20 protein-coding genes are annotated in these 24,456 nt (G+C 67.7%); 11 read left to right on the forward strand and 9 right to left on the reverse strand.

Annotated elements, in window-relative coordinates; genetic code table 11:
- Positions 1 to 9 precede the first annotated feature (9 nt).
- From E9536_RS01385 to E9536_RS41265, 4 genes are all read right to left on the reverse strand, one after another.
- Positions 10 to 1,014, reverse strand: a complete 1,005-nt coding sequence (locus E9536_RS01385; RefSeq protein ID WP_211097450.1) for a hypothetical protein — start codon at positions 1,012 to 1,014, stop codon at positions 10 to 12.
- Positions 1,011 to 3,131 (reverse strand): peptidase domain-containing ABC transporter, encoded by a 2,121-nt coding sequence (locus E9536_RS01390; RefSeq protein WP_136469134.1) that lies wholly within the window; start codon positions 3,129 to 3,131, stop codon positions 1,011 to 1,013. The genes E9536_RS01385 and E9536_RS01390 overlap by 4 nt, the downstream gene beginning before the upstream one ends.
- A 144-nt stretch (positions 3,132 to 3,275) precedes the next feature.
- A complete protein-coding gene (locus E9536_RS01395) occupies positions 3,276 to 3,461 on the reverse strand; it encodes a hypothetical protein (protein ID WP_027791386.1) in 186 nt (61 codons plus the stop codon).
- 225 nt (positions 3,462 to 3,686) lie between these two features.
- Positions 3,687 to 3,863, reverse strand: coding sequence for a hypothetical protein (locus E9536_RS41265; RefSeq protein ID WP_006479216.1), 177 nt, complete (start codon positions 3,861 to 3,863; stop codon positions 3,687 to 3,689).
- Between the two features lie 278 nt (positions 3,864 to 4,141).
- Here E9536_RS41265 and E9536_RS01400 point away from each other — a divergent pair, with 278 nt between their 5' ends.
- The 7 genes from E9536_RS01400 (at position 4,142) to E9536_RS01430 (ending at position 11,737) form a co-directional block, all read left to right on the forward strand.
- Positions 4,142 to 5,557 (forward strand): TolC family protein, encoded by a 1,416-nt coding sequence (locus tag E9536_RS01400; RefSeq protein WP_136469135.1) that lies wholly within the window; start codon positions 4,142 to 4,144, stop codon positions 5,555 to 5,557.
- 403 nt (positions 5,558 to 5,960) lie between these two features.
- Complete coding sequence (locus tag E9536_RS01405) at positions 5,961 to 6,998, forward strand: aliphatic amidase (protein ID WP_124531426.1); 1,038 nt, start codon at positions 5,961 to 5,963, stop codon at positions 6,996 to 6,998.
- Between the two features lie 68 nt (positions 6,999 to 7,066).
- Positions 7,067 to 7,549: an AmiS/UreI family transporter gene (locus E9536_RS01410; RefSeq protein WP_021159494.1), complete on the forward strand. Its 483-nt coding sequence runs from the start codon at positions 7,067 to 7,069 to the stop codon at positions 7,547 to 7,549.
- On the forward strand, positions 7,549 to 8,388 hold the full coding sequence (locus tag E9536_RS01415) for a CbbQ/NirQ/NorQ/GpvN family protein (RefSeq protein WP_136469136.1): 840 nt from the start codon (positions 7,549 to 7,551) through the stop codon (positions 8,386 to 8,388). The genes E9536_RS01410 and E9536_RS01415 overlap by 1 nt, the downstream gene beginning before the upstream one ends.
- A complete protein-coding gene (locus E9536_RS01420; protein ID WP_136469137.1) occupies positions 8,385 to 9,944 on the forward strand; it encodes a nitric oxide reductase activation protein in 1,560 nt (519 codons plus the stop codon). Before E9536_RS01415 ends, E9536_RS01420 begins: the two co-directional genes overlap by 4 nt.
- Before the next feature lie 32 nt (positions 9,945 to 9,976).
- Entirely contained in the window at positions 9,977 to 11,119 is a 1,143-nt protein-coding gene (locus tag E9536_RS01425; protein ID WP_136469138.1) for a transporter substrate-binding domain-containing protein, read from the forward strand.
- A 6-nt stretch (positions 11,120 to 11,125) separates the two neighbouring features.
- The gene (locus E9536_RS01430) at positions 11,126 to 11,737 is read left to right on the forward strand and encodes an ANTAR domain-containing protein (protein WP_027791381.1); all 612 of its coding nucleotides are present in this window, start codon (positions 11,126 to 11,128) and stop codon (positions 11,735 to 11,737) included.
- Positions 11,738 to 11,768: 31 nt separating this feature from the next.
- On the opposite strand, the gene E9536_RS01435 is transcribed toward E9536_RS01430, so the two are convergent.
- Positions 11,769 to 12,218 carry a helix-turn-helix domain-containing protein gene (locus E9536_RS01435; RefSeq protein WP_027791380.1) on the reverse strand — a complete coding sequence of 150 codons (450 nt, stop codon included), beginning with the start codon at positions 12,216 to 12,218 and terminating at the stop codon, positions 11,769 to 11,771.
- A 353-nt stretch (positions 12,219 to 12,571) separates the two neighbouring features.
- Here E9536_RS01435 and E9536_RS01440 point away from each other — a divergent pair, with 353 nt between their 5' ends.
- Entirely contained in the window at positions 12,572 to 13,495 is a 924-nt protein-coding gene (locus E9536_RS01440; RefSeq protein WP_134255724.1) for an alpha/beta fold hydrolase, read from the forward strand.
- Between the two features lie 86 nt (positions 13,496 to 13,581).
- On the opposite strand, the gene ggt is transcribed toward E9536_RS01440, so the two are convergent.
- Positions 13,582 to 15,303 carry a gamma-glutamyltransferase gene (ggt, locus tag E9536_RS01445; protein ID WP_027791378.1) on the reverse strand — a complete coding sequence of 574 codons (1,722 nt, stop codon included), beginning with the start codon at positions 15,301 to 15,303 and terminating at the stop codon, positions 13,582 to 13,584.
- A gap of 421 nt (positions 15,304 to 15,724) precedes the next feature.
- Between ggt and E9536_RS01450 the strand changes: the two genes are divergently transcribed.
- The 3 genes from E9536_RS01450 (at position 15,725) to E9536_RS01460 (ending at position 22,410) form a co-directional block, all read left to right on the forward strand.
- Positions 15,725 to 16,249: a metal-dependent hydrolase gene (locus E9536_RS01450; protein ID WP_136469139.1), complete on the forward strand. Its 525-nt coding sequence runs from the start codon at positions 15,725 to 15,727 to the stop codon at positions 16,247 to 16,249.
- 221 nt (positions 16,250 to 16,470) lie between these two features.
- Positions 16,471 to 21,000, forward strand: a complete 4,530-nt coding sequence (locus tag E9536_RS01455; RefSeq protein WP_136469140.1) for a DEAD/DEAH box helicase — start codon at positions 16,471 to 16,473, stop codon at positions 20,998 to 21,000.
- 135 nt (positions 21,001 to 21,135) lie between these two features.
- Positions 21,136 to 22,410: an amino acid permease gene (locus tag E9536_RS01460; RefSeq protein WP_136469141.1), complete on the forward strand. Its 1,275-nt coding sequence runs from the start codon at positions 21,136 to 21,138 to the stop codon at positions 22,408 to 22,410.
- Between the two features lie 159 nt (positions 22,411 to 22,569).
- Here E9536_RS01460 and E9536_RS01465 read toward each other — a convergent pair whose 3' ends face one another.
- The 3 genes from E9536_RS01465 to pcaQ form a co-directional block, all read right to left on the reverse strand.
- Positions 22,570 to 22,866 (reverse strand): XRE family transcriptional regulator, encoded by a 297-nt coding sequence (locus tag E9536_RS01465; protein WP_027791374.1) that lies wholly within the window; start codon positions 22,864 to 22,866, stop codon positions 22,570 to 22,572.
- Between the two features lie 73 nt (positions 22,867 to 22,939).
- A complete protein-coding gene (locus tag E9536_RS01470; RefSeq protein ID WP_059696549.1) occupies positions 22,940 to 23,299 on the reverse strand; it encodes a type II toxin-antitoxin system RelE/ParE family toxin in 360 nt (119 codons plus the stop codon).
- 128 nt (positions 23,300 to 23,427) lie between these two features.
- Positions 23,428 to 24,414 (reverse strand): pca operon transcription factor PcaQ, encoded by a 987-nt coding sequence (gene pcaQ, locus E9536_RS01475; RefSeq protein WP_060315096.1) that lies wholly within the window; start codon positions 24,412 to 24,414, stop codon positions 23,428 to 23,430.
- Between the last annotated feature and the right edge of the window lie 42 nt (positions 24,415 to 24,456).

Below are 24,456 nucleotides of genomic sequence, written 5' to 3' on the forward strand. Positions count from 1 at the left end.
GCAGGCTCGTCAGGAGCGACGCCGCGCGGCCGCATCGAGCAGCGGCGCCGGCATCAGGTAAGGCGTGAAGTGTTCCCAGAAATGCCACTGCTCGGGCTGCCGCACGAGCGCCTGTTCGAGACGGTCGACGATGCGCTGGTGCGTGGCGCGCACCGGCGACGCGTCGTCGTCCGCGCCGAGCATCGGCACGAGCGGGCCGGCCGCGAGCTCGGTGAAATGCACCGCGCAGCGATCGCGGAACGGCACGCCCGTCGCATACGCGACGAGCAGCGGAATCCCCTGCTCGACCGCGAGCTTCACGCCGCCGCCGGCCATCCGCACCCAGCGGCCGCCGAGCCGGCAGCGGTTGGTCTTGCCGAACTTGCCGTGCAGGTCGGAGAACAGCAGGAACACGGGCGCCTCGCGCCGCAGGCTCGTGATCAGCCGCCGCAGGTGCACGCGCTCCTCGATGTCGATGAACTCGACTTCGCCGGCACCGTATTCGGCGACGAGCCGCAGCGCATCGTCGAAGAACGCGCCGGGCGCATCCCGGTGCAGGATCACCATCAGCTTGCGGTCGTCGGGGATCATGAAGCGCAGCTTCGTGACGAACAGCATCAGGTTGCCGAAGTGCAGCCCCGCGAGCATCAGCGGGCCGCCGCGCGCGAGTGCCACCCGCAGCTGCTCGTCGCCTTCGCACGCCATCCCGTCAATCATCGACTTCATCGATTCGAGGCTGTGCGTGCGCAGCTTGAGCCCCGCGAATTCCGCTTCGAACAGTTCGTGCACGATCGCCGCCGACACGTCCCGCACGCGTCGCGGATCGTCGTTCAGGTGCGCGCTCAGCATGTATGCGACCGCGCGCTCGATCGACTCGCGAATGCACGGAAAGCAGCGCAGGCAGGCGCCCGAGCACCAGCGCATCAGCCGCAGCCCGCGCGCCGGCGACGTGCGCAGCGCGACGGCCCGCACCGCGCGCCGCACCAGGAACGCATACGAGAAAGGATTGAGCAGGAAGAGTCGCCCGAGCATCACCGTGCCTCCTCGGCCGCGCGCCACGCATCGGTCGCGTCGGTCAATACGCCGTCGTGCATCTGGTAGATCCGCTCGACCATCGACAGGATCGACGCGTCGTGCGTGACGAGCACGATCGTGCACGGCAGCGTCAGCACGTTGCGGCAGATCTCGTGGGTCGTCGCCTGATCGAGGTTCGACGAGAATTCGTCGAGGATCAGCAGGCGCGGCTCGCAATACAGCGCCCGCGCGATCAGGAGCCGCTGCATCTGCCCGGCCGACAGGAATTTCTGCGTATCGCCGAGCGGCGTGTCGTAGCGATGGTCGAGCCGCTCGATCTCGTCGTGGATGCACGCGAGCTTCGCCGCGTCGAACATCGCGCCGATCCGCGGCGCGGGCGCGAAGTTCGTGATGTTGTCGCGGATCGTGCCGCGAAACAGCTGGTCGGACTGCGTGACGGCCGCGAGATGCTTGCGGTACTGCCGCAGGTTCACTTCCGCGAGATCGACGCCGCCGACGAACAGCGTGCCGGACTCCGGCCGCACGAGCCCGCAGATCAGGTTCAGCAGCGTCGTCTTGCCGCTGCCGGTGCGGCCGACGATCGCGATCTTGCTACCGGCCGGCACGTCGAGCGCGATGTCGCGCAGGATCGGGCGGTTGCCGCCCTTCGGCGTGTACGACAGCGCGCGGACGGAAAGTGTGCCGTCGAAACCGTCGACGGGCCGCACGACCGCGTCCGGCGCGGGTTCCTCGGTCTCGGTCTGCAACACGTCGGCGACGCGGTCCATGTGCACCTGCAACACCTTGCGGCGCACGTAGAGCTGGATCGAATCGATGAACTTGTCCGCGAACAGGTTCTTGTACTGGATGAACGCGTAGATCACGCCGATCGTGCTCTGCCCGTGCATGACGAGCCACGCGCCGTATGTGACGATCACGAGCTGCTCGACGTGCACGATCCCCTTCGACACCGCATCGAACAGCAGTTGCAGCCGCTCCTGCTGGCGCATCGCCTGCAGCTTCTGCGTGAACGCGTTGACCCACAGGCTGCTGCGCGCGGTTTCGGCCGACAGCAGCTTGATCGAGTGCGCGGAGCGGATGTTCTCGATCAGCAGCGCGTCGGCTTCCGCGCCGCGCGTGAGGATCTGCGACATCGCGTCCTGCAGCTGCGGCTGGATCGCGAGCCGGCTGAGCGCGAACAGCACCATCCCGGCCAGACTGATGCCGGCCAGCACCGGGCTGTAGTACAGCATCAGCACGAGCGTCAGCGTGCAGGTGACGATATTGAGCAGCCCGCCGACCAGCCCGTCGACGAGAAACCGCCCGACCTCCGACACCGACGACACGCGCGAGATCGAATCGCCGGTGTTGTGGAACAGGAAATAGCCGATCGGCAGCCGCGCGAGATGCCCGACCATGTTCGCCGACAACTGCTGCGACACGATGTTGCGCAGGTAGCTCTTGATGTTGCCGACGAGGTTCGCGTAGAGCGTGTCGAACAGGAACACGATCGCGAACAGGATCGTCAGCAGGTACAGGATGTCGACGTCGGTCTTCTTCAGCGCCTCGTCGATCGTCAGTTGCACGTACGACGGGCCGAGCAGCAGCAGGAGCTGCGCGGCGACGCCGCCCGCGATGCCGATCGCGAGGCTCTTGCGGATGCCGGTCAGCCCTTCGAGATAGTCGCGCAGCCGGATCCGGTCGGCCTGCCCCGCCCGCGTGAAGCCGATATCGGGATTCAGTTCGAGCGCGTAGCCCGTGATGTGCGTGAGCGCCTGCGCGAGCGGCAGCTTCGTTTCGCCGAGCGCGGGATCGACGATGTGCACGCTGCCGTAGCCGACCTTCGTCAACACGACATAGTGGTTCATCCCCCAGTGCAGGATGCACGGCGTCTTGAGCGCGTCGAGTTCGCCCGCGTCGAACTGCAGCCCGCGTGCGCGCAGGCCGAGATCGTTCGAGATCTCCATCAGGTCGAAGAACGACAGCCCGGAATCGATCCGGACCGGATAGCGGTTGCGCAGCGTGCGCAACGTCGTTTCGCGCCCGTGCCACGACGCGATCATCGCGAGGCAGGCCAGGCCGCACTCCGTCACCTCGTCCTGCAGGACCGGACGGACTTTACGCGTATTGAAGAGCATGGTCGGGCACCCGAGGCGCGACGACACGCCGCCCGGGCCTGCCGGTGCGGGCCCGTGGCGGGTCGTGCGCGATACGCAAGGGCACAGCCGGCACGCTGCCGGCTGCGACGGAAGACCGGTGTTACCGGCCGCCTGGCGGGCCGCTCAGCGCGACGAGCCGAGCGACATCCGGAACTGTTCGACGGCGCGGGTCTGGTACTGGGTCATCAGGCCCTGCAGCGTGGTCCCGATCGACTGGTTGACGAGATCGACCGTATAGGCGGCCGAATTGGAGTAAAGCGACGCGCCGCCGCGAATCTGGCGGGCCTGTTCTTCCGTGATGTCTCGCATTTGTTGTGGCCTTTATATTGTCGGAATGCCCGCCACCGTCAGCCAATTGCAATCTCAATGGCCGTTAACTTTATTACGGGGATAATCCGGCACTCCCGCCTCCTGATAATCGCCCGAACCGGAAATAATGCATTCCGGATTCGCTTTATTGCCACTTCGGCGATCGATTCTTTTCCTTCTGTTTCGCAGCATTTCGCGCGGGGGGCGCCTCCCCGCGCACGGCGGTTACTTGCCGGTGTTATTGAACGTCTTCGGGTTCTGCAGGTAATTGCCGAGGCTCGGCAGGAACTGGCCGAGCGCGGTCACCACCGGCGCGGCGTCAACGGCGAGGCTACCCAGCGAGCTGATCGCACCGCCGCCATGCACATTCCTGACCTGTTCCGTCGTCATGACCTTCATCATTCTCTCCTCGTAAAAAATAAAGATGATGCAAAGAACCTTCATTGAAAGACAAACGGCTTTTAATCCCTAGCGACTTGTTAATCTAATAATCACTGCGATTACGAGCCGAAATCAGGCTATCATGCGGGCGCATCGGAATTCAATGGAGGACACACTCTTACAGGCGCGTTTTCCGGTGCGCCACGGATGGCAGGCATTCATTCTGTTTGAATTTCAATTTCAATACGTTTAAATCCCGCCGCAATGCATTGCGGCACGGGCAGGAGACGGAGACGGCCATGTTTGAAACGAGGCGCGCGAATTACGGATCGGCGACGCGGAATTCGGGTAATTCCCTATCAAGTTTTACGACTAGGTGGAATCCCCGACTTGCAACCGTGACATTGTTCGCTGTAACGATAGCCGGCCTGTCGGCGAACGCGCGCGCGTTCTGCCTCGACACCGCCTACCAGTACGCGGTCGTGCACGATCCACGCTACCTGCAGGCGCGCAGCGAATACGATGCGGCCCGCCAGAAATTCCCCGAAGCACGCGCGCAGATGTTGCCGCAGGCCGCCGCTCAACTCGAATGGGGACGCTACGGTACGCACGCGAACCTGTTCGGCATCGACGTCAGCGGCTCGAGCAATGCCGCATACGGTTCCGCGCAGGTCACGCAGGCGCTGTTCAACGTGCCCTACCTGTACGACATGCGGCGCGCGACCGAGTACGAGGAATCGGCGAAACAGAAGCTCGAGGTCGCGAAGCAGGACCTGATCCTGCGCGTCGCGAACGCGTGCTTCGACCTGCTGAGCGCACGCGAGAAACTGCAGTCGGCCGACGACGAAGTGAACGCGCTCACCCGGCTCGAAAGCGATACGCGACGCATGGCACAGCTCGGCATGAAGACGATCGGCGACACGGCCGAAATCGAGGCGCGCCGCAGTCTTGCGCAATCCGACGAAGCCCTCGCGCAAACCGACGTGGACGCGCGCCGCGCGCGCTACGAGACGCTGCTCGGTTCGACGATCGATTTCTCGCGCTGGCCGCGGCTCGCGATGCGCGGCTCGTCGCCGCGCATTCCGTCGGGCGAATACGCGCCGCAGGACAACCCCGCGTACCGGCAGGCGTACCGCGACGTCCAGGTCGCGCGGCTCGCCGCGAAGCGCGTCAGCGCCGAGCACTTGCCGACCGTCGACCTGTTCGCGTCGTATTCGCGCGGGCTCAACCCTAACCTGCGCGGGCTCACCGATCGCTCCGACTTCCATCAGAGCGCGGTCGGCGTGCAGGTGACGATCCCGATCTTCTCCGGCGGCAGCGTGTACTACCGGCAGGTGGAAGCCGAGCACGTGACCGAGCAGTACCGCAACCGGCTGCGCGAAGTCGAGGAGCAACTGGGCACCGATCATCGCGAGGCGCTGTCCGCGCTCGAATCGGTCGGCAAGCGCATCCGCGCGCTGCAGCAGTCGCTGCAGGCCGCGCGCCTCGCGTACGATTCGTCGATGAAGGCGCATCAGGTCGGCTACAGCACGACGTACGAAACGCTGAACCTGCGGCGCGACATCTCGGGCATCCGGCAGAAGCTGTTCGACAGCTATCTCGACGCGCTGAAGCTGCAGCTGAAGCTGAAAAGCGTGCTCGGCACGCTCGACGAGCAGTCGTTGATCGCGGTGGACAGCTTTCTCGAAAGCAATGCGGTGAGCGACCGTGGTTAGCGCAATTGAGCGTGGGTTGGCGCGCATCGGTATCGCGCAAAAAGGTTGTACACGCAAGCGTGCGTCCGACCCCGCTCGATCGCGCGGCGCAATACACGATCCCGGGCGCACGCCGCGCCCTCACCGCGTGCAGGGGTATACGCGATGTTGCGTCCAAAAAAAACTTTGCCTAGAGTGCATCCCATCGATCCGGCGGACAAAGACGTCCCACGATCGTGCGCAGCGCGCGCCCGCTAGCCCGCGCTTCGCCGGCCCCGTTTCGGGCCGCCCATCCGCATTCCCGTTATCCGACAGCGTTGTCGGATGAACGGACCGGCAAAGAAGCCCTTGCCTCGCTCGTCGAGGCAAGGGCTTTTTTTTGTCTTTCGAAAGCGCACGTCTTCACCCGAACCAGGAGCACACCATGCGTCATGGCGATATTTCCAGCAGCAACGACGCCGTCGGCGTCGCCGTCGTCCAGTACAAGATGCCGCGCCTGCATACGCGCGCCGACGTGATCGCGAACGCCCGCGAAATCGCGGAGCGCGTGGTCGGCATCAAGCGCGGCCTGCCCGGCATGGACCTCATCGTGTTTCCCGAGTATTCGACGCACGGGATCATGTACGACACGAAGGAGATGTATGACACCGCATCGACGATCCCCGGCGAGGAAACCGACATCTTCGCGGCCGCGTGCCGCAAGGCGAACGTGTGGGGCGTGTTCTCGCTGACCGGCGAGCGCCACGAGGAACACCCGGACAAGGCGCCGTACAACACGCTCGTGCTGATCAACAACCAGGGCGAGATCGTGCAGAAGTACCGCAAGATCATGCCGTGGGTGCCGGTCGAAGGCTGGTATCCGGGCGACTGCACGTACGTCGCCGAAGGGCCGAAGGGGCTGAAGATCAGCCTGATCATCTGCGACGACGGCAACTACCCGGAGATCTGGCGCGACTGCGTGATGCGCGGCGCCGAGCTCGTCGTGCGCTGCCAGGGCTACATGTACCCGGCGAAGGACCAGCAGGTGCTCGTGTCGAAAGCGATGGCGTTCATGAACAACTGCTACGTGGCAGTCGCGAATGCGTCCGGATTCGACGGCGTGTACTCGTATTTCGGCCACTCGGCGATCGTCGGCTTCGACGGCCGCACGCTCGGCGAATGCGGCGAGGAAGAGAACGGCGTGCAGTACGCGGAGCTGTCGGTGAGCCTGATCCGCGACGCGCGACGCAACATGCAGTCGCAGAACCACTTGTACAAGCTGCTGCACCGCGGCTACACGGGCAAGATCGGTTCCGGCGAATCGCCGAACGGCGTCGCGCAATGCCCGTTCGAGTTCTATGCGAACTGGGTGAACGACCCGGACGGCACGCGCCAGGCCGTCGAACGCCTGACACGCACGACACCCGGCACGCCCGAATGCCCGATCGAAGGCATTCCGTCCGAAGCGCCCGCGCATCGCTGAACCCGCGCCCCGCCCGGCCGTTCGCGCTGCCTGCGCGAACGGCGCCGTCTCACTCTGGAGCCTTCATCATGCTCGGTGTCGCTCTCTTCTTCATCGGCGCGGTGCTGGTCGTCAACGGCGTCGCGCTCACCGGCCGCATCGAACCGCGCGACGCGGCCGGCCTGAACCTGCTCGTCGGGCTGCTCGCGCTGCTGATCAACCTCGCCGGCCTCGTGCAGGCGTCGGCGCCACCGCAGTTTTTCTCGAGCGCGGGCGGGCTGCTGTTCGCGTTCACGTACCTGTACCTCGCCGCCGTCCAGTGGCGCGGGCTGCAAGGCGCCGGCCTCGGCTGGTATTGCCTGTTCGTCGCGATCAGCGCACTCGTCTACGCTGGCACGTCGAGCGACGCGCGTTTCGGGGCGATGTGGCTGCTGTGGTCGAGCCTGTGGTTCCTGTTCTTCGTCGCGCTCGGGCTGAAGCGGACCGTGCGCTTCCTGCCCGGCTACACGATCGCGATCGGCGTCGGCACCTGCTGGCTGCCCGGCATGCTGATGATGACGGGGAGGTGGTAATGAGCGCACGCGATACGCCGCTGGCCACCGATCCGCTCGCCGGGCACCGCATCGCCGATGTGCCGTTCTACCAGCCGGCCGGTGCCGAGGCCGACTGGTTCGAGACGGCCTGCCGCCATCACCTGCCGGTCCTGCTGAAAGGGCCGACCGGCTGCGGCAAGACGCGTTTCGTCGAATACATGGCGTGGCGCATGGGCCTGCCGCTGATCCAGGTCGCGTGCAACGACGACACGTCGGCGGCCGACCTGACGGGCCGCCACCTGCTCGACGCCGACGGCACCTACTGGGCCGACGGGCCGCTCACGCTCGCGGCGCGGCACGGCGCGATCTGCTATCTCGACGAGATCGTCGAGACGCGCCCCGACGCGACGGTCGTGATCCACCCGCTGACCGATTCTCGGCGCGTGCTGCCGCTCGACCGGCTCGGCGAAGTCGTTCATGCGCATCCGGATTTCCATCTGGTGATCTCGTACAACCCCGGCTATCACGGCGAGCACCGGCGGCTGAAGCCGTCGACGCGGCAACGTTTCGTCGCAATCGACTTCGGCTATCCGGATGCCGCGCACGAGGCCGACGTCGTCGTGCGCGAAAGCGGCGCCGACCGCGAAACCGCGCGCCGGCTCGTCGATCTTGCGCAGCGCACGCGGGCGCTGGCGCAGGCGGGCAACGGGCTCGACGAAGGCGCGTCGACTCGCCTGCTCGTGCACGCGGCAAGGCTGATCGTCGCGGGGCTCGCGCCGCTCGATGCCTGCCGGATCGCGATCAGCGACGCGGCGACCGACGACGCCGACACGCGTGCCGCGTTGCAGACGATGGCCGCCGCGCACTTCGCGACATGAGCGCACTGCAACTCGCCCGCTTCCTGCACGGGATGACCGCGCACGAGACCGACGTGCGCCTCGACGACGCTGCGCCGCGCGCGACGCTCGGCCATGCCGCGCTGCGCGTGCCCCGTGCGTTGCCGCCCGATGCGCGCATCGCGGCGGCCGCGCACGCGCTGGCTCACTGGCGGCACTCGCCGTCCGGCGAGCCGGCCGACACGCTGACGCAGATCGGTTCGGCCGTCGCCGGCGTGATCGAGGATGCGCGCGTCGAGGCGCTGCTGGCCCGCGAATGGCCGGGGCTCGCAACGTTCTGGGCGCCGGCGTTCGCACCGATCGGCCGTGAAGGGCTCACGTTCGGCTGCCTGTGCGCGCGGCTCGCGAAAGCGTTGTTCGATCCGTCGTATCGCGACGGCAACCCGTGGGTCGACAAGGGCGCGCAGCTGTTCGCCGAACGGCGCGACACGCTCGACGATTACCGTGCGTTTCGCACGATTGCGTCGAGGCTCGCGAACGATCTCGGCCAGATGCGCGTGCGCTTCGAGCCCGACGACGGCGCATGGCTGCCCTATCGCGACGACAACGCGTGGCTGTGGGCGCGGCCGGCCACCGCGGCGGCCGAACAGGCGGGCAACGACGGCGTCGAGATGTCGGCCTCGACCGGCGGCCACAGCGACGAGCGCGACGACGCACCGCCGTCCGCACCCGATGCGCCGCGCTATCCCGAGTGGAATTGCCACACGCAGCGCGAACGACGCGACTGGACGACGATCGTCGAACGCGCGCCCGCCACGTCGGCGCCGCCGCCGTCGCTTTCCGCACTGATCGACGCCGACCGGCGCGCGGCAAAGCGAATGCCGGCCGCGCGCGCATCGGAGCTGCTGCGGCGCGTGGGCCGCCAGCTCGACGGCGATGCGCTCGACGTCGATGCGGCGATCGCCGCACGCATCGCCCGGTGCGCCGGGCACGCGCCCGATCCGCGCGTGTTCCGTCGCCGCGTGCCGCACGACGCGCGCGGGCCCGTGCTGATCCTGCTCGACCTGTCGGCGTCGACGGCCGCGCAGGTCGCCACGCTCGAGAAACGCGCGGCGTTCGTGCTCGGCGACCTGTTCGACCGGCAGCGGCGCCGCTGGGCCGTGCACGGCTACACGTCGGACGGACGGCATCGCGTGTACTACGTGCGCTTCAAGGATTTCGACGAGGCGTTCGACGCCGGCCGCCGCGCGGCGCTGCTCGCGGCCGACAGCGGGATGAGCACGCGCACGGGCGCGGCACTGCGGCATGCGCTGGCCTTGCTGCGCCGCGAAGCCGCGAGCGCGCGGGCCGCCGTGCTGCTGATCGGCGACGGCGAAGCCGCCGACGTCGACGTGTTCGACCCACGCTACCTCGTCGAGGATGCGCGTCACGCGGCACGCCAGGGCCGGCGGCGCGGTGTCGCGATTGCCGGTCTGTCGTTCGGCGAGCCGCCCGGGTTGTCTACAATACTTGGCGTCGGCCCGCGCTGCGTGCACGCGGCGAACGGCGACGCATTGCCGGCCGTCGTCGCGCACGCGGCCGGACGACTGACCGCGTGACGGCCCCACCCGGAAGAGACAGGAACGACCGAATGAACAGTGTGAAGGTTGGCGTATTGTTCTCGCAGAGCGGATGCACGTCGCACCTTGGCCGGAGCCAGTTGCGCGGCACGCTGCAGGCGATCGCCGAGATCAACGAAGCGGGCGGCGCGAGCGGCTGCGAGATCGTGCCCGTCGTGCGCGACGCCTGTTCGGACCCGGCCGTCTATGCGCGGCTCGCCGAGGAACTGATCGCCACCGAGCGCGTGAACGTGCTGTTCGGCGGATACATGTCGAGCAGCCGCAAGGCGCTGATTCCGATCGTCGAGAAGTGGGACAAGCTGCTGTTCTACCCGACGCTCTATGAAGGCTTCGAGTTCTCGCCGAACGTGATCTACACGGGTGCGGCCCCGAACCAGAACAGCGTGCAGCTCGCTGCGTTCATGACCGCGCAGTTCGGTGCGCGCGTGTATCTCGTCGGGTCTGACTACATCTACCCGTACGAGTCGAACCGCATCATGATCGACCTCGTCACGCAGCATCCGGAAGGCCAGATCCTCGGCGAGGTCTACATGCCGCTCGTCGCGTCCGAGCAGGATTTCGCGGCGGTCGTCGAGGACATCCGCGCGAAGGCGCCCGACTTCGTGTTCAGCACGCTCGTCGGCGACAGCACGGCCGCGTTCTACCGTGCGTATGCGCAAGCCGGTCTCGATGCACGCAGGATGCCGATCGCGAGCCTGACGACCTCCGAGATCGAGCTCGGTCAGATGGGCGCGGCCGCGGCCGGCCACTACACGTCGTCGCCCTACTTCCAGACCATCGATTCGGACGTGAACCGGCGCTGCATCGCGCAGCTCAAGGCGCGCTTCGGCGACGACGCGAACGCCTCCGCGCCGTGGGAAGCCGCGTACTTCCAGGTACACCTGTTCGCCAATGCGCTCGCGCGCGCCGGCACCGACCAGCGCGACCGGCTCGTCGAACATCTCGCTGACGCGGAATTCGACGCGCCGCAGGGCCGCGTGAAGATCGACCGGCTCACGCAGCACACGTGCCTGTACCCGCGCATCGGCTGCGCGACGGCCGACGGCAATTTCACGATCGTGCGCGAAGCGACGCGGCGCGTGCATCCCGATCCGTACCTCGTCACGCATTCGCTCGGCGACCGCGTGCACGCGCCCGACGAACAGAAGGCGTAACCGACGATGCGCGCCCGCACCCCGATCCGCTCGACGCCGCGCCTGCTCGCCGAACTGCGCTCGCTGCGCGTGATGGTGTACTACCCGGATGACGACAACGGCCTGCTGCTCGTCGAGCAGCTCTCGCGCATCGGTTGCCCGAGCGAGCAGCGCTGGCCGCCGCCCGCCGCGCTGCCGGAGAGCGTCGACCTCGTGATCCTCGCGGTCCGGCCCGACCTGCTGCACCTGTCGATCCCGTGGCTCGAGGACGATGCGCGGCCGCCGCTCATTGCCGTCACGACCTACGAAAGCCCGACGATCCTCGAACTGATGCTGCGCATCGACGCGCAGAGCGCGGTAACGACGCCGGTGCGTTCGTTCGGCCTGTTGAGCGCGATGGCGCTCGCGTGTCACCAGAGCCGACGACACGACGAATACCGGCGCCGCATCGCGCAGCTGGAACAGCGCGTGATGTCCGCTCGCACGCTGCAGGAAGCGAAGACGCTGCTGATGCAGCACAACGCGATCAGCGAGGAAGAGGCCTATCAGCAGATCCGCTCGCAGGCGATGGAGCGGCGCATCTCGATCAACCAGCTCGCCGAGCAGATCGTGCACGCGCATGCGCTGTTGAAGCGGTAACGCGATCGCCAATCGCCGCGCGTCAGGCGCGTCAGTCCGGCGGCGGCAACACGACCGTGTCCTCCGGCCCGAGCACGCGCCCGTCCTGCGAACGCAGCTCGAGCTTCCTGACGGGCAGCCCGGTCTTCCGGTCGACGAGCAGCACGTGCGCCTCGTCGGGTTCGAAGAAGAAATCCTCGCCCCACTGCCGCAATGCGACGAGCAGCGGAAACAGGCCGCGCCCTTTCTCGGTCAGCACGTATTCGTGATGCGCGCCGCCGTCCGCGGCCGGCACGATGTCCATGATCCCGTGCGCGACCAGGTTGCGCAGACGCGCGGCCAGGATGTTCTTGGCCAGCCCGAGGTTCTTCTGGAATTCGCCGAAGCGGCGCAACCCGTCGAACGCGTCGCGGACGATCAGCAGCGACCACCAGTCGCCGATCGCGTCCAGCGGGCGGGCAACGCCGCAAAGGGAATCTTCGTGCGTGGTTCGTCTGTTCATCGATGCATGAGGCGATGCCGTTCCGGGAATGCGGGCGGAACGGCGGTTACGCTCGTTGAAATGAATGGTTGCAATATAAAACTCGTCACACGAAAGATCAATCGCGCGGGGCTCGACTGTTCCCGATCAACGAACGCCATGGCCGATTCGGGCCTCATTGGCACTCCAGTTCGTACATCTGGCCTATATATTCCGGCATTTTCCCGTTCCGGCACATCATCCAGCACCAACGCGCCGAATGTCCGTCGATTGCCGTGGCCCTCTATTTTGGTTGCAACTTGAAACCCGATATCCTACGCTTCGATTCGGTTTCAACTTGAAACCAAACTATCCGACTACCGAAGGAGCGTTCGATGATCCGGTCCGATGCCACGTTCGACGGCACCTTTCCTTTCACCCCGCATTTCGACGACGCATCCGGCTTCCGGATGCACTACGTGGACGAAGGCCCGCACGACGGCGAAACCGTTCTGTGCCTGCATGGCGAACCTACGTGGGGTTACCTGTTCCGCCATCTGGTTGCGGCGCTGCGTCCGACGCACCGCATCGTCGTGCCCGATCACATGGGATTCGGCAAAAGCGCGACGCCGCAGGATCGCAGCTACTGGTTGCAGGACCATATCGACAACCTCGAGCGCTTCGTGCTGGCGCGCGGCCTCGAGCGCATCACGCTCGTGATGCACGATTTCGGCGGCCCGGTCGGCATGGGGCTCGCCGCGCGTCATCCGGATCGCATCCGGCGCATCGTGTCGGCGAACGGGCCGACGCCGTTCGGCCAGCCCGATCTCGTCGAGCGCCTGAATGCGAACGGTCGCGATGCGCCGTGGTTCCAGTGGATCATGCGCGCGGCGGCCGACGACACGCTTGAAACCGTGCTCGGTCAGCTCGGCTTCAACATCCTGAGCACGCTGAAGCTGAACGGTTTCGAGAACCACGCAGTCATCACCGACACGTGGATCGCCGCATACGGTGCGCCGTTCGCGCAACCGGCCGACTGTCTCGGCGCGATCGGATGGGCCCGCGGGTTTGCCGCGGGCGCGCACCGGTTCGAGGTGCCCGATGCGGCGGCATTGCGCGCGATACGCGACAAACCCGCGCTCGCGATCTGGGGAGACGCCGACCGGACACTCGGCGCTGAACATTTCCTGCCGCTCTTCACCGCGCTGTTTCCGTCCGCGCCCGTCGAGCGGTTGGCGGGCATCGGGCACTACTGCTTCGAGGATGCGCCCGACGCAATCGCGGCGCGGATCGCCGGATTCATCCGGACGACCGGCTGAGTGCGTTCCGCAGCGGGCATCCGGCGCCCCGCTGCGGAACACGGCGTGCGCGGCCGCCTTCGCACCCGCGCACGCACCGCTTCACATCAGCGAATGACCCGCGTCACACCACGCCCGCGCGGGTCGGCCATCGCCTCCGGCGTCTTGCCGTCGATCTTGATCACCTGGATGTCGCCGCTGAAATCCTGCCCCTTCAGCGTGTAGCCGCGCGCCTCGATCTGCTTCGCGAGTTCGCCTTCGATCGGGTGGTACGGCTCCCAGAAGATCGTGTTCGGCGGCAGCAGCTGGTGATGGAAGCGCATCGCGCCGACGGCCTCCTTCAACGGCATCTTGAAATCGTAGATGTTGTTGATCACCTGGAAGATCGACGTGAAGATGCGCGAGCCGCCCGGCGTGCCGATCACGAGCGACACCTTGCCGTCCTTCGTCATGATCGTCGGCGACATCGACGACAGCGGGCGCTTCTTCGGTTCGATCGCGTTCGCGTCGCTGCCGACCACGCCGAACATGTTCGCCACGCCCGGCTTCGCGGAGAAGTCGTCCATCTCGTCGTTCAGCACGATGCCCGTGCCGTCGGCGATCACGCCCGAACCGAAATAGCCGTTGACCGTGTAGGTGTTCGACACCGCGTTGCCCCACTTGTCGACCACCGAGAAGTGCGTCGTTTCAGCCTTCTCCGGCATCGTCGTGCCGAGGCCCGGCTGCACGCTCTTCGTATCCGACGGCTCCTTCGGGTTGACTTCGGCCGCCCGCTTCGCGATGTAGGCGTCGTCGGTCAGCTGCGCGATCGGCACCTTGTAGAAATCGGGATCGCCGAGATACTGCGCCCGATCGGCGAACACGCGCTTCTCGATTTCCGCGACGAGGTGGATGTACTGCGGCGAGTTGAGCTTCACGCCCTCGAAGTCCTGCTTGAGGTCGGCCTTCATCTTCAGCAACTGCACGAGGCCGATGCCGCCCGAGCTCGGCGGCGGCGCGGTGATCACGTCATAGCCGTTCCACTTCGCCTGCACCGGCTGGCGCCACACCGCGCGGTACTGCGCGAGATCCTCGGTGGTGATCAGCCCGTTGCCGTCGCCGGTCTTCATCGACGCGGCGATCAGCTCGGCCGTCTTGCCCTTGTAGAAACCTTCCGCGCCGTCGTTCGCGATGCGCGTGAGCACGTCGGCGAGATCGGGCTGCTTGAAGTTCACACCCGCCTTCAGCCCGGAGAAATACTTGTCGAAGTTGGTCTTGCCGCCGAACTCCTTCGACGCGTCGACGCCGCGCTGCGCGAGCTGCTCGTCGACGACGAAGCCATCGCGTGCATAGTGGATCGCCGGCGCGAGCACCTGCTTCCACTTCAGCTTGCCGAAGCGCTTCTGCGCTTCCCACATGCCCGCGACCGTGCCCGGTACGCCGACCGCGCGCGGGCCATACAGGCTCATGCCCTTGACGACGTTGCCGTCCTTGTCGAGATACATGTCCTTCGTCGCGGCGAGCGGCGCACGCTCGCGGTAGTCGATGAAGTACGGCTTGCCGTCCTTGTAGATCGTCATGAAGCCGCCGCCGCCGATGTTGCCGGCTTCCGGATACGTGACGGCAAGCGTGAAGGCGATCGCGACGGCCGCATCGATCGCGTTGCCGCCTTCCTTGAAGATCCGCTCCGCGGCATCCGCGCTGTACTTGTCGGCCACCGCAACCGCCGAGCTCGTCAGGACGGCCGGCTGCGGCCCCTTCGCATAGACGGGTGCGTTCGGCAGGAAACCGATGCCGGCCACCGTCGCGAGCACGACAGCGGATGATTTGAAGCGATTCAGCGTAGTCATTGCATGTCCCCCATGTGGATCTCCTTCAGGCAGGAAAAGCACCTGTCCCGCGCATGGCCGCCGGCGCACCGACGGCCATATCCGGTTTCGTAGTATAGGGGGACAAAAAGGGTCGAACACGTGACATGCGATGAAAGCGCATTCGCTGTGTGCGCCTGGTCATGCCGCTGCTTCTCGACACGGACGCAGACAGGTCGAAATTGCACCGGGCGCGCGGCCGCAATTCACACCGGTTCATGTCATCACGCAGCGCACAAAAACCGAAAGTTGCGAACTGCGCGACAGGCCACGTGACGCGTGAAAAAAAATCTGCAAACGCCCGTCCCGCTGCACGATCCGATCTGCGAAGATAGCGCCCCGCTTTCGCACCGCATCACTGGTTCGTTCACGCGCCGCCTCACGTTTCTTCGTCTCGCTTCCTATGGCATCACACAACGCGCATCATGCGTCCGGCTTCGCGGCCGGCGCCGCCGCCGCCGCCCTCGTCGCACAAACCGGCGCCACGGGCCCGTGGCATTCGGGCATGTTCGCCGCATTCGCGGCGGGCGTCGCGGGCGGTACCGCGCCCGACTGGCTCGAAGTCGCATGGTGGCGCCGCAAGCGCCGCCTGTGGGTCACGCATCGAACCATCACGCACTGGGGCATCGGCTGGATCGCCCTGCTCGCGCTCGGCTGGCACGGGCTCATCCATCATCCGCATCCGCTGTGGGCCGCGCCGCTGTTCGGCTTCGCATGCGGCGGCGTGATGCACCTGCTCGCCGACTGGCCGAACCCGCTCGGCGTACCGTGGATCTGGCGACGTCATTCACTCAACCTGTGGAACAGCGGGCGTTGCGACCTGATCGTCGTGGGCGCCGCATGGGGCGGCACGCTGTGGCTCGCGCAGTCGTTGTGCTCGCGTACGCCGCTGCTCGAACACTGGCTCGGCTGGCTGCATCGCGTCTAGTTGCAATTCGGCGCAATTTGATGCGATTCGGCGTGCTATCGGCACGCCGGCGCGCATGCAACTTTCCGTCCATTGAAAGTACGGTGCAGGCCCCCATTTGAGTCCCGTTCGCCGACACGCGCACCCGGCACGCACGCGCGACGTCTGGCACACTGACGATTCGATTCGTGCGCGCCTTGCGCACGCTTTGCGCCCTGCTTGCACCCTATTTCAACGCTCCGATGGACGTCACCGCTACTCGCCCTGCCGCCCGTGCGCTCGACGTGTTCCACCCGGCCGTCGCCGCGTGGTTCCGGCGCACGTTCGCCGCGCCCACCGGCGCGCAGGCGCTCGCGTGGCCGCACATCAAGGCCGGCCGCTCGACGCTGGTCGCCGCGCCCACCGGCTCCGGCAAGACGCTCACCGCGTTCCTGTGCGCGCTCGACGATCTGGTGCGCGATGCGCTCGCGCATGACGGCACGCTGCCCGACGCGACGCTCGTCGTGTACGTGTCGCCGCTGAAGGCGCTGTCCAACGACATCCACGTGAACCTCGATGCGCCGCTCGCCGGCATCGCCGATTCGCTCGCGCAACTCGGCCTGCCGGTGCCGGCGATCCGCACCGCCGTGCGCACCGGCGACACGACGCAGGCCGAGCGCGCCGCGCTGCGCAAGCGCGCGCCGCACATCCTCGTCACGACACCCGAGTCGCTGTACGTGCTGCTGTCGTCCACGTCGGGGCGGCAAATGCTGTCGAACGTGCGCTCGGTCATCGTCGACGAGATCCACGCACTCGCATCGTCCAAGCGCGGCAGCCATCTCGCGTTGTCGCTCGAACGTCTCGACGCGCTGGCCGGCCGTGCGCTGCCGCGTATCGGGCTCTCCGCCACGCAAAAACCGATCGACGCGGTCGCGCGCTTCCTCGTCGGCGGCCCGGCCGACGCGCCGCGCGATTGCACGATCGTCGACACGGGCCACACACGCGAGCGCGACCTCGCGCTCGAACTGCCGAACGTGCCGCTCGAACCCGTGATGGCCACCGACGTGTGGGAACAGGTGTACGACCGCATTGCCGGCCTCGCGGCCGCGCACCGCACGACGCTGGTGTTCGTCAACACGCGGCGCACCGCCGAGCGCATGGCGCGCCATCTCGCTGACCGGCTCGGCAAGGATGCGATCGCCGCGCATCACGGCAGTCTCGCGAAGGAGCACCGCTTCGACGCCGAACAGCGGCTGAAGCGCGGCGAACTGAAGCTGCTCGTCGCCACCGCATCGCTCGAACTCGGCATCGATATCGGCGACGTCGATCTGGTCTGCCAGGTCGGCTCGCCGCGCGGCATCGCGCCGTTCCTGCAGCGCGTCGGCCGCTCCGGACACCATGTCGGCGGCGTGCCGAAGGGGCGCCTGTTCCCGCTGTCGCGCGACGAGCTCGTCGAATGCGCGGCCCTGCTCGATTGCGTGCAACGCGGCGAGCTCGACGCGCTGAGGATTCCCGAAGCGCCGCTCGACGTGCTCGCGCAGCAGATCGTCGCCGAAGTGGCGTGCACGGAATGGCAGGAAGACGCGCTGTATGCGAGCTTCACGCGCGCGGCGCCGTACGCGCGGCTGACACGCGAGCGCTTCGACGAAGTGATGAAGATGCTCGCCGAAGGCTTCACGAGCCGGCGCGGCGTGCGCGGCGCGTACCTGCATCGCGACGTGGTCGGCGGCACCGTGCGCGGGCGCCGCAACGCGATGATGACCGCGACCACGTCGGGCGGCACGATCCCCGACATGGCCGACTACGCGGTGCTGCTCGAACCGCAGGGCATCCAGGTCGGCACGGTCAACGAGGATTTCGCGATCGAGAGCCTCGCTGGCGACGTGTTCCAGCTCGGCAACCAGTCGTACCGGATCATTCGCGTGGAAACGGGCCGCGTGCGTGTCGAGGACGCGCAGGGCCAGTCGCCGAACATTCCGTTCTGGCTCGGCGAGGCGCCGGGGCGCAGCGACGAGCTGTCGGCGGCGGTCGGCCGGCTGCGCGCGCGGCTCGACGGACTGTTCGCGGACGGCGAACGGCTCGCACATGGCAAGAACCGTGAACGCATCGGTGAAGGGACTGGCGGGAAGCCCGTGCCCCGGACCGACGCCAAAGCGGGCGCGAAGGCGAAATCGAAGGCCGGGATCGAAGCCGATACCGACGCCTCGACCGGCTTGCGGCATGACACCGTCGTCGCCGCCACCGCCGAAAGCCGCCTCGCGCCGGCGTTGCGCTGGCTCGTCGACGATCTCCGCCTGTCGCCCGACGCCGCCCGCCAGATCGTCGACTACCTCGCCCGCACCCGCGCCGCGCTCGGCGCGCTGCCGACACAGGACACGCTCGTGATGGAGCGTTTCTTCGACGAATCGGGCGGCACGCAGCTCGTGATCCATTCGCCGTTCGGCAGCCGCATCAACCGCGCATGGGGGCTCGCACTGCGCAAGCGCTTCTGCCGCAGCTTCAACTTCGAGTTGCAGGCGGCCGCGACCGACGACGCGATCATCCTGTCGCTGTCGCTCGCGCACAGCTTCGCGCTCGACGAAGTGTGGCGTTACCTGCGTTCGGCCAGCGCCGAACACGTCCTCGTCCAGGCACTCCTCGACGCGCCGATGTTCGGCGTGCGCTGGCGCTGGAACGCGACGACGGCGCTCGCGCTGCCGCGCTTCACCGGCGGCAAGCGCACCGCGCCGCAACTGCAGAGGATGAAGAGCGAGGATCTGCTCGCGACCGTGTTTCCCGATCAGGTCGCGTGCCTCGAGAACATCGTCGGCGAACGCGAGATACCGCATCACCCGCTCGTCGACCAGACGCTCGACGACTGCCTGCACGACGCAATGGACACCGACGGCTGGCTCGCGCTGCTGCGCCGGATCGAGAGCGGTGCGATCGAGCTGATCGCGCGCGACCTGCCCGCGCCGTCGCCGCTCGCGGCCGAGATCCTGAACGCGAAACCGTATGCGTTCCTCGACGACGCGCCGCTGGAAGAGCGTCGCACGCAGGCCGTACAGTCGCGCCGCTGGAGCGACCCTGAATCGGCCGACGATCTCGGCGCGCTCGACGCCGACGCGATCGATGCCGTGCGCGACGAAGCCTGGCCGCTCGTGCGCGACGCCGACGAAATGCACGACGCGCTGCTCACGCTCGCGTGCATCGCCGACAGCGAAGCGCACGCGCACGAAGGCTGGCCCGACCGGCTCGCGGAACTTGCCGAACGCCGCCGCGCGACGAAACTCGTGACGCCCGGCGGCGGCGCCCTGTGGGTGCCGGTCGAACGGCTCGTGTGCCTGCGTGCGTTGCATCCCGATGCCCGCATCGCGCCGGCGCTCAAGGTTCCGGCGGCCTGCGCGCAGCCGTGGGAAGCGGATGCCGCACTCGTCGACGTGATCCGCGCACGGCTCACCGGTTTCGGCCCGCTTGCACTCGACGCGATCGCGACACCGCTCGGCCTGCCGCCTGCGTCGGTCGCGACGGCGCTCGCGGCGCTGGAGCGCGAAGGTTATGTGATGCGTGGCCGGTTCACACCGGGCACGACGACCGACGAATGGTGCGAACGCCATTTGCTTGCACGCATTCATCGCTACACGGTGAAACGGCTGCGCCGCGAAATCGAGCCGGTGGAGCGCGCCGACTTCATGCGCTTCCTGTTCCACTGGCAACACCTGACACCCGACACGCGCGGTACGGGCCGCGATGCACTCGCGGCCGTGGTCGAACAGCTCGAGGGTTACGAGGCCGCGGCGAGCGCATGGGAAGACGCGCTGCTGCCCGCGCGCCTCACCGATTACACGGCGGGCGGGCTCGACGAGCTGTGCCGCTCCGGCAAGCTCGTGTGGACGCGCATCGGCGCGCCGGCCCGCGCAGCCGGCACGGCCGTTAAGACGACACCGATCGTGCTGCTGCCGCGCCGCCACCTCTCTGCCTGGCAGGCGCTGCGCGATCCCGACGCGCAACCGGCGCTATCCGCCCGGGCCGCCCAGGTGCGCGACACCCTCGCCGCGCACGGCGCGATGTTCTTCGATGCGCTGCTCGACGACCTGCACATGCTGCCCGTCGAACTCGAACAGGCGCTCGGCGAACTCGTTTCGGCCGGCCTCGTGAATGCGGACAGCTACGCGGGCCTCCGCGCACTGCTGAAGCCTGCCGTCAAGCGCAGCGCGACCTATGCGCCGCGCACGCGGCGCGGCGGTGCGTTGATCGGCGGAATGGACGACGCCGGCCGCTGGGCGCTCGTGCAACGCGCTTCGGCACCTGCTGACACGCCAACGCCGGCACCGAAGCGCGGTGCGCCCGCAACCGATCCCGACGCACTCGAACACATCGTCTGGACGCTGCTGCGCCGCTACGGCGTCGTGTTCTGGCGGTTGCTCGAACGCGAAGCCGACTGGCTGCCGAACTGGCGCGAGCTCGTGCGCGTGCTGCAACGCCTCGAAGCGCGCGGCGAAATTCGCGGCGGACGCTTCGTCGCCGGGCTCGCGGGCGAACAGTTCGCGCTGCCTGAAGCGATCCCGGTCCTGCGCGAACTGCGGCGACAACCGGGCGACGGACAGTACGTTTGCGTGACGGGCGCCGATCCGCTGAATCTTGCCGGCACGTTGCTGCCCGGCGACAAGGTGCCGGCCCTCGCGGGAAATCGCGTGCTGTTCCGCGACGGCGTGCCCGTCGCCTCGCTGGTTTCCGGGGCGTTCCACTACGCCCCCGAACTGTCGCCCGCCGCGCGCGAGGATGCGCGCCTGCGGCTCGCGCGCAGCCGCTGACATCGGCTGACACGCGGCACCACACCGACTACTGATCGCGGGGCCGCGCGACCGCCTGCCTTCGGGTAGCATCGAACGACTTTCCGCGCGGGCGCCCGCGCTCCAGCACAACAAGATTTCCGGAGACTGCTGTCCATGCCCTCGCATGCCGACTCGCCCGCCGCACATCACGCGGGCTCGCTGACGATTTTCCAGGGCGCCGCGCTTTATATCGGCGCGGTGCTCGGCACCGGCGTGATCGCACTGCCCGCGCTGGCCGCCGAGGTCGCGGGCCCGGCATCCCTGCTCGCGTGGGCCGCGCTGGTCGTGTTGTCCGGGCCGCTCGCGGCCACCTTCGCCGCACTCGGCGCGCGTTATCCCGATGCAGGCGGGGTCTCGACCTACGCCCGGCGCGCATTCGGGCCGAAAGCCGCGGCGGTCGTCGGATGGTGCTTCTACTTCGCGGTCCCGGCCGGCGCGCCGGCTGCCGCGATGTTCGCCGGCGCATACGTCGCCACCGTGACGGGCGGCGGGCACGCGACCGTCGTCGTTACCGCCGCCGCGTTGATCGCGACCGTGTCGGCCGCGAATGCATTCGGTGTCACCGTTTCAGGCCGCATGCAGCTCGTGTTGTCGGCGCTGCTCGTCACGCTGCTGCTCGCGGCGGTGCTCGCCTCCGCGCCGCATGCGCGCACGGCGAACCTGCATCCGTTCGCCCCGCACGGCTGGCTCTCGGTCGGCCAGGCCGCCGCGCTGCTCGTGTGGAGTTTCGCCGGCTGGGAAGCGATCACGCACCTCGCGGCCGAGTTCCGACGGCCCGCGCACGACATGCCGCGCTCGGCCGGCATCGCCGTCGTGGTGGTCGGGCTCCTGTATCTGTCGGTCGCCGCCGCGAGCGTGACGGTGCTCGGGCCTTCCGCGGGCGCTTCGGGGGCGCCGCTCGCCGAACTGATCGCTGGCGGCATCGGCGGTCATGCACAGGTGCTCGCCGCCGTTGCCGCGCTGCTGCTCACGCTCGGCACGATGAACGCGTATTTCGCGGGTGCGGCCAAGCTCGGTGCGGCGCTCGGTCGCGACGGCGCGTTGCCCGCGTGGCTCGCGCAAGGCAGCCAGGTCGGCGGCGTCCCGCGCCGCAGTCTCGGCGTGATCGCCACGCTCGCAGCCGTTGCGCTGGCTGCGACGGCGATCTCGGACGTCGGACCGAAACCGCTCGTGCTCGTGACGTCCGGGTGTTTCGTGATGGTGTATGGGCTCGGTGCGGCCGCCGCGCTGAAGTTGCTGCCGCGCGGTGGCATCGCTTACCGCTGTGCGTGGGTTTCGCTGGTCGCGGTTGCCGGGCTGTTCCTGACGACCGGCTGGGCCATCCTGTGCCCGCTGCTGCTCGCGGGCGGTGCGCTGCTCTATCTGCGGGTGACCGGACCGCGCCGGTGACCCGGCATGTGCGCGCGGGCCGGCACTCGCCGGCTTGCGGCGACACGCCGGCGAATCATGGCCGACCCGCCGGCCGGAGGGCCGGCCACTGCGCCGTGCGCATCGTGCGCATCACGCGTATGGGCGCGAACCCGGCCATACGCCGCTGCTTCACGCTCGTCAGGCCGGCACCAGCTCGAAGCTGAGCCGTTTGCCGAGCGCGGCGGCCGCGCTCGCGAGCGTCGCGAGCGTGAGGCTCGTGTCGGTTTCGTCGAGCAGCCGGTTGAGCGCGGCGCGGCTGGTTTTCATCCGCGCGGCCATCGCGGTTTTCGTGATGTGCTGCGCCTTCATTTCCTGCCCGATCTGCCACGCGATCACGCGCTTGATCGCGGTGGCGGTGGCCGCTTCGAGATTGCCGTCCTCCTCGAGGAAGGTATCGAAATCGCTGCCGATATGCGGATGGTTCGTGGTCGTCATGAGGTACTCCAGTGCATGGCGTTGCCGGCTGCCTGCCCGTCGAAGACGGTGCGTTCCGGCGCAACCGGGAAATTCAGATAGCATGCGTCAACGCTTTGAGACGCGCGACGGTGACATCGAGATCGTCCGACGGCGTGGCGCGCGACTGCTTGAAGAAGCCGTGCAGCAGGACCATCGTGTCGCCGACGACCGTAAACAGCACACGGGCGCTCCGCCCCGGCAGCGCCACGCGGATCTCCCACAGATCCGGTGCCATCTTCCGGACCAGCGGCATGCCGAGCGGCCAGCCGAGTTGAACGGTCTTGATCTCCTCGCCGATCACCCTTCGCTCCGCTTGCCCAAGCGACTTCAGCCATTCGCGCACCGGCTCGTTGCCACGAGCCGTCTGGAAGAACCGCACGCCGAGCGTGACCTGGATCTGCTGTCTCGTCATCGTCTTGACACCCATCGTACCAAAATCGGTACGATAAGCCAAGCACCACCGGGACAGCTACTGGCCGGACGGCCAATTCGATAGCCGGGGACGGCTCGGTCCGCGCTTGCCGCGCGATCCGCCCCGGGTTATTCGTCGCGACGAGCCCGCTTGCGCGCCGCGCGTGGCGACTGGTGCGCTCGCGCATCGCCGAACCGCGACCGCGCGATGTCGCGCACGGCATCGATCAGCGTCCGCGCGACCGGCGACGGCTGCGCATCGGTACGCAGGATGAGCCCGACCGGCTCGTCGGTGCCCGCGGACGGCAGCGGCAGGCGTGCCAGCGCCCCGGCCGACAGGTCGTATTCGGCCGCATAGAGCGGCACGAACCAGACCGCATCGTTCTCGAGCGTCAGCGCGCGCGCGACCGATACCGACAGCACCTCGATGAACGAATCCAGCGGCGGCGCGCCGCAGGCGCCGAGCAACTGCTCGGCCGACTGGCGGATCAGCGTGCCGAACGGCGGCAGCACGACCGGATGGCGTGCGAGCTCGGCCGCCGGTGCCGCGCTTGAAAGCAGCGGATGCCCGGCACGCACGACGGCAACCAGCGGCTCGTTGTACAACTGCTCGAACGCGAGCCCGATCATCCGCTCCGGCTCCGACAGCCGCCCGATCGCGCACTCGATCGCGCCGGACTTCAGGCGCTCGAGCAGATCGGCATTCGCGGCCGTCGCGATCCGCACGACGACGCGCGGCCAGCGCGCGGCGAGCGCCTTCATCAACGCCGGCGCAAGCGATGCCGCGACCGTCGGCAGCATGCCGATTTCCAGCGTCGCCGCGGCGGCTCCGCCCTCACGCGCAAGCAGCCCGACACCCTGCCGCAGTGCCAGCACGCACGCGTTCGCATGCGGCATGAACAGCTGCGCCTCGCGGGTCGGCTGCGCGCCCTGCCGGCCGCGCTCGAACAGCTTCACGCCGAGGATCGCCTCCAGTTCGGCGATCGTCTTCGAGACGGCCGGCTGCGTGATCGACAGGCTTTCCGCCGCCTTCTGCACGCCACCCAGCTGCGCGACCGCGAGAAAGCACTGCAGGTGCCGGAACTTGACGCGGCCGTCGGCGATACGGTTATTCATAACGGGTGGTTATGCGATTGACGATGAAACGCCATTTTGCAT

Source organism: Burkholderia sp. LS-044, from assembly GCF_004803625.1.
In the GTDB taxonomy this organism is placed as follows: Bacteria; Pseudomonadota; Gammaproteobacteria; order Burkholderiales; family Burkholderiaceae; genus Burkholderia; species Burkholderia cepacia.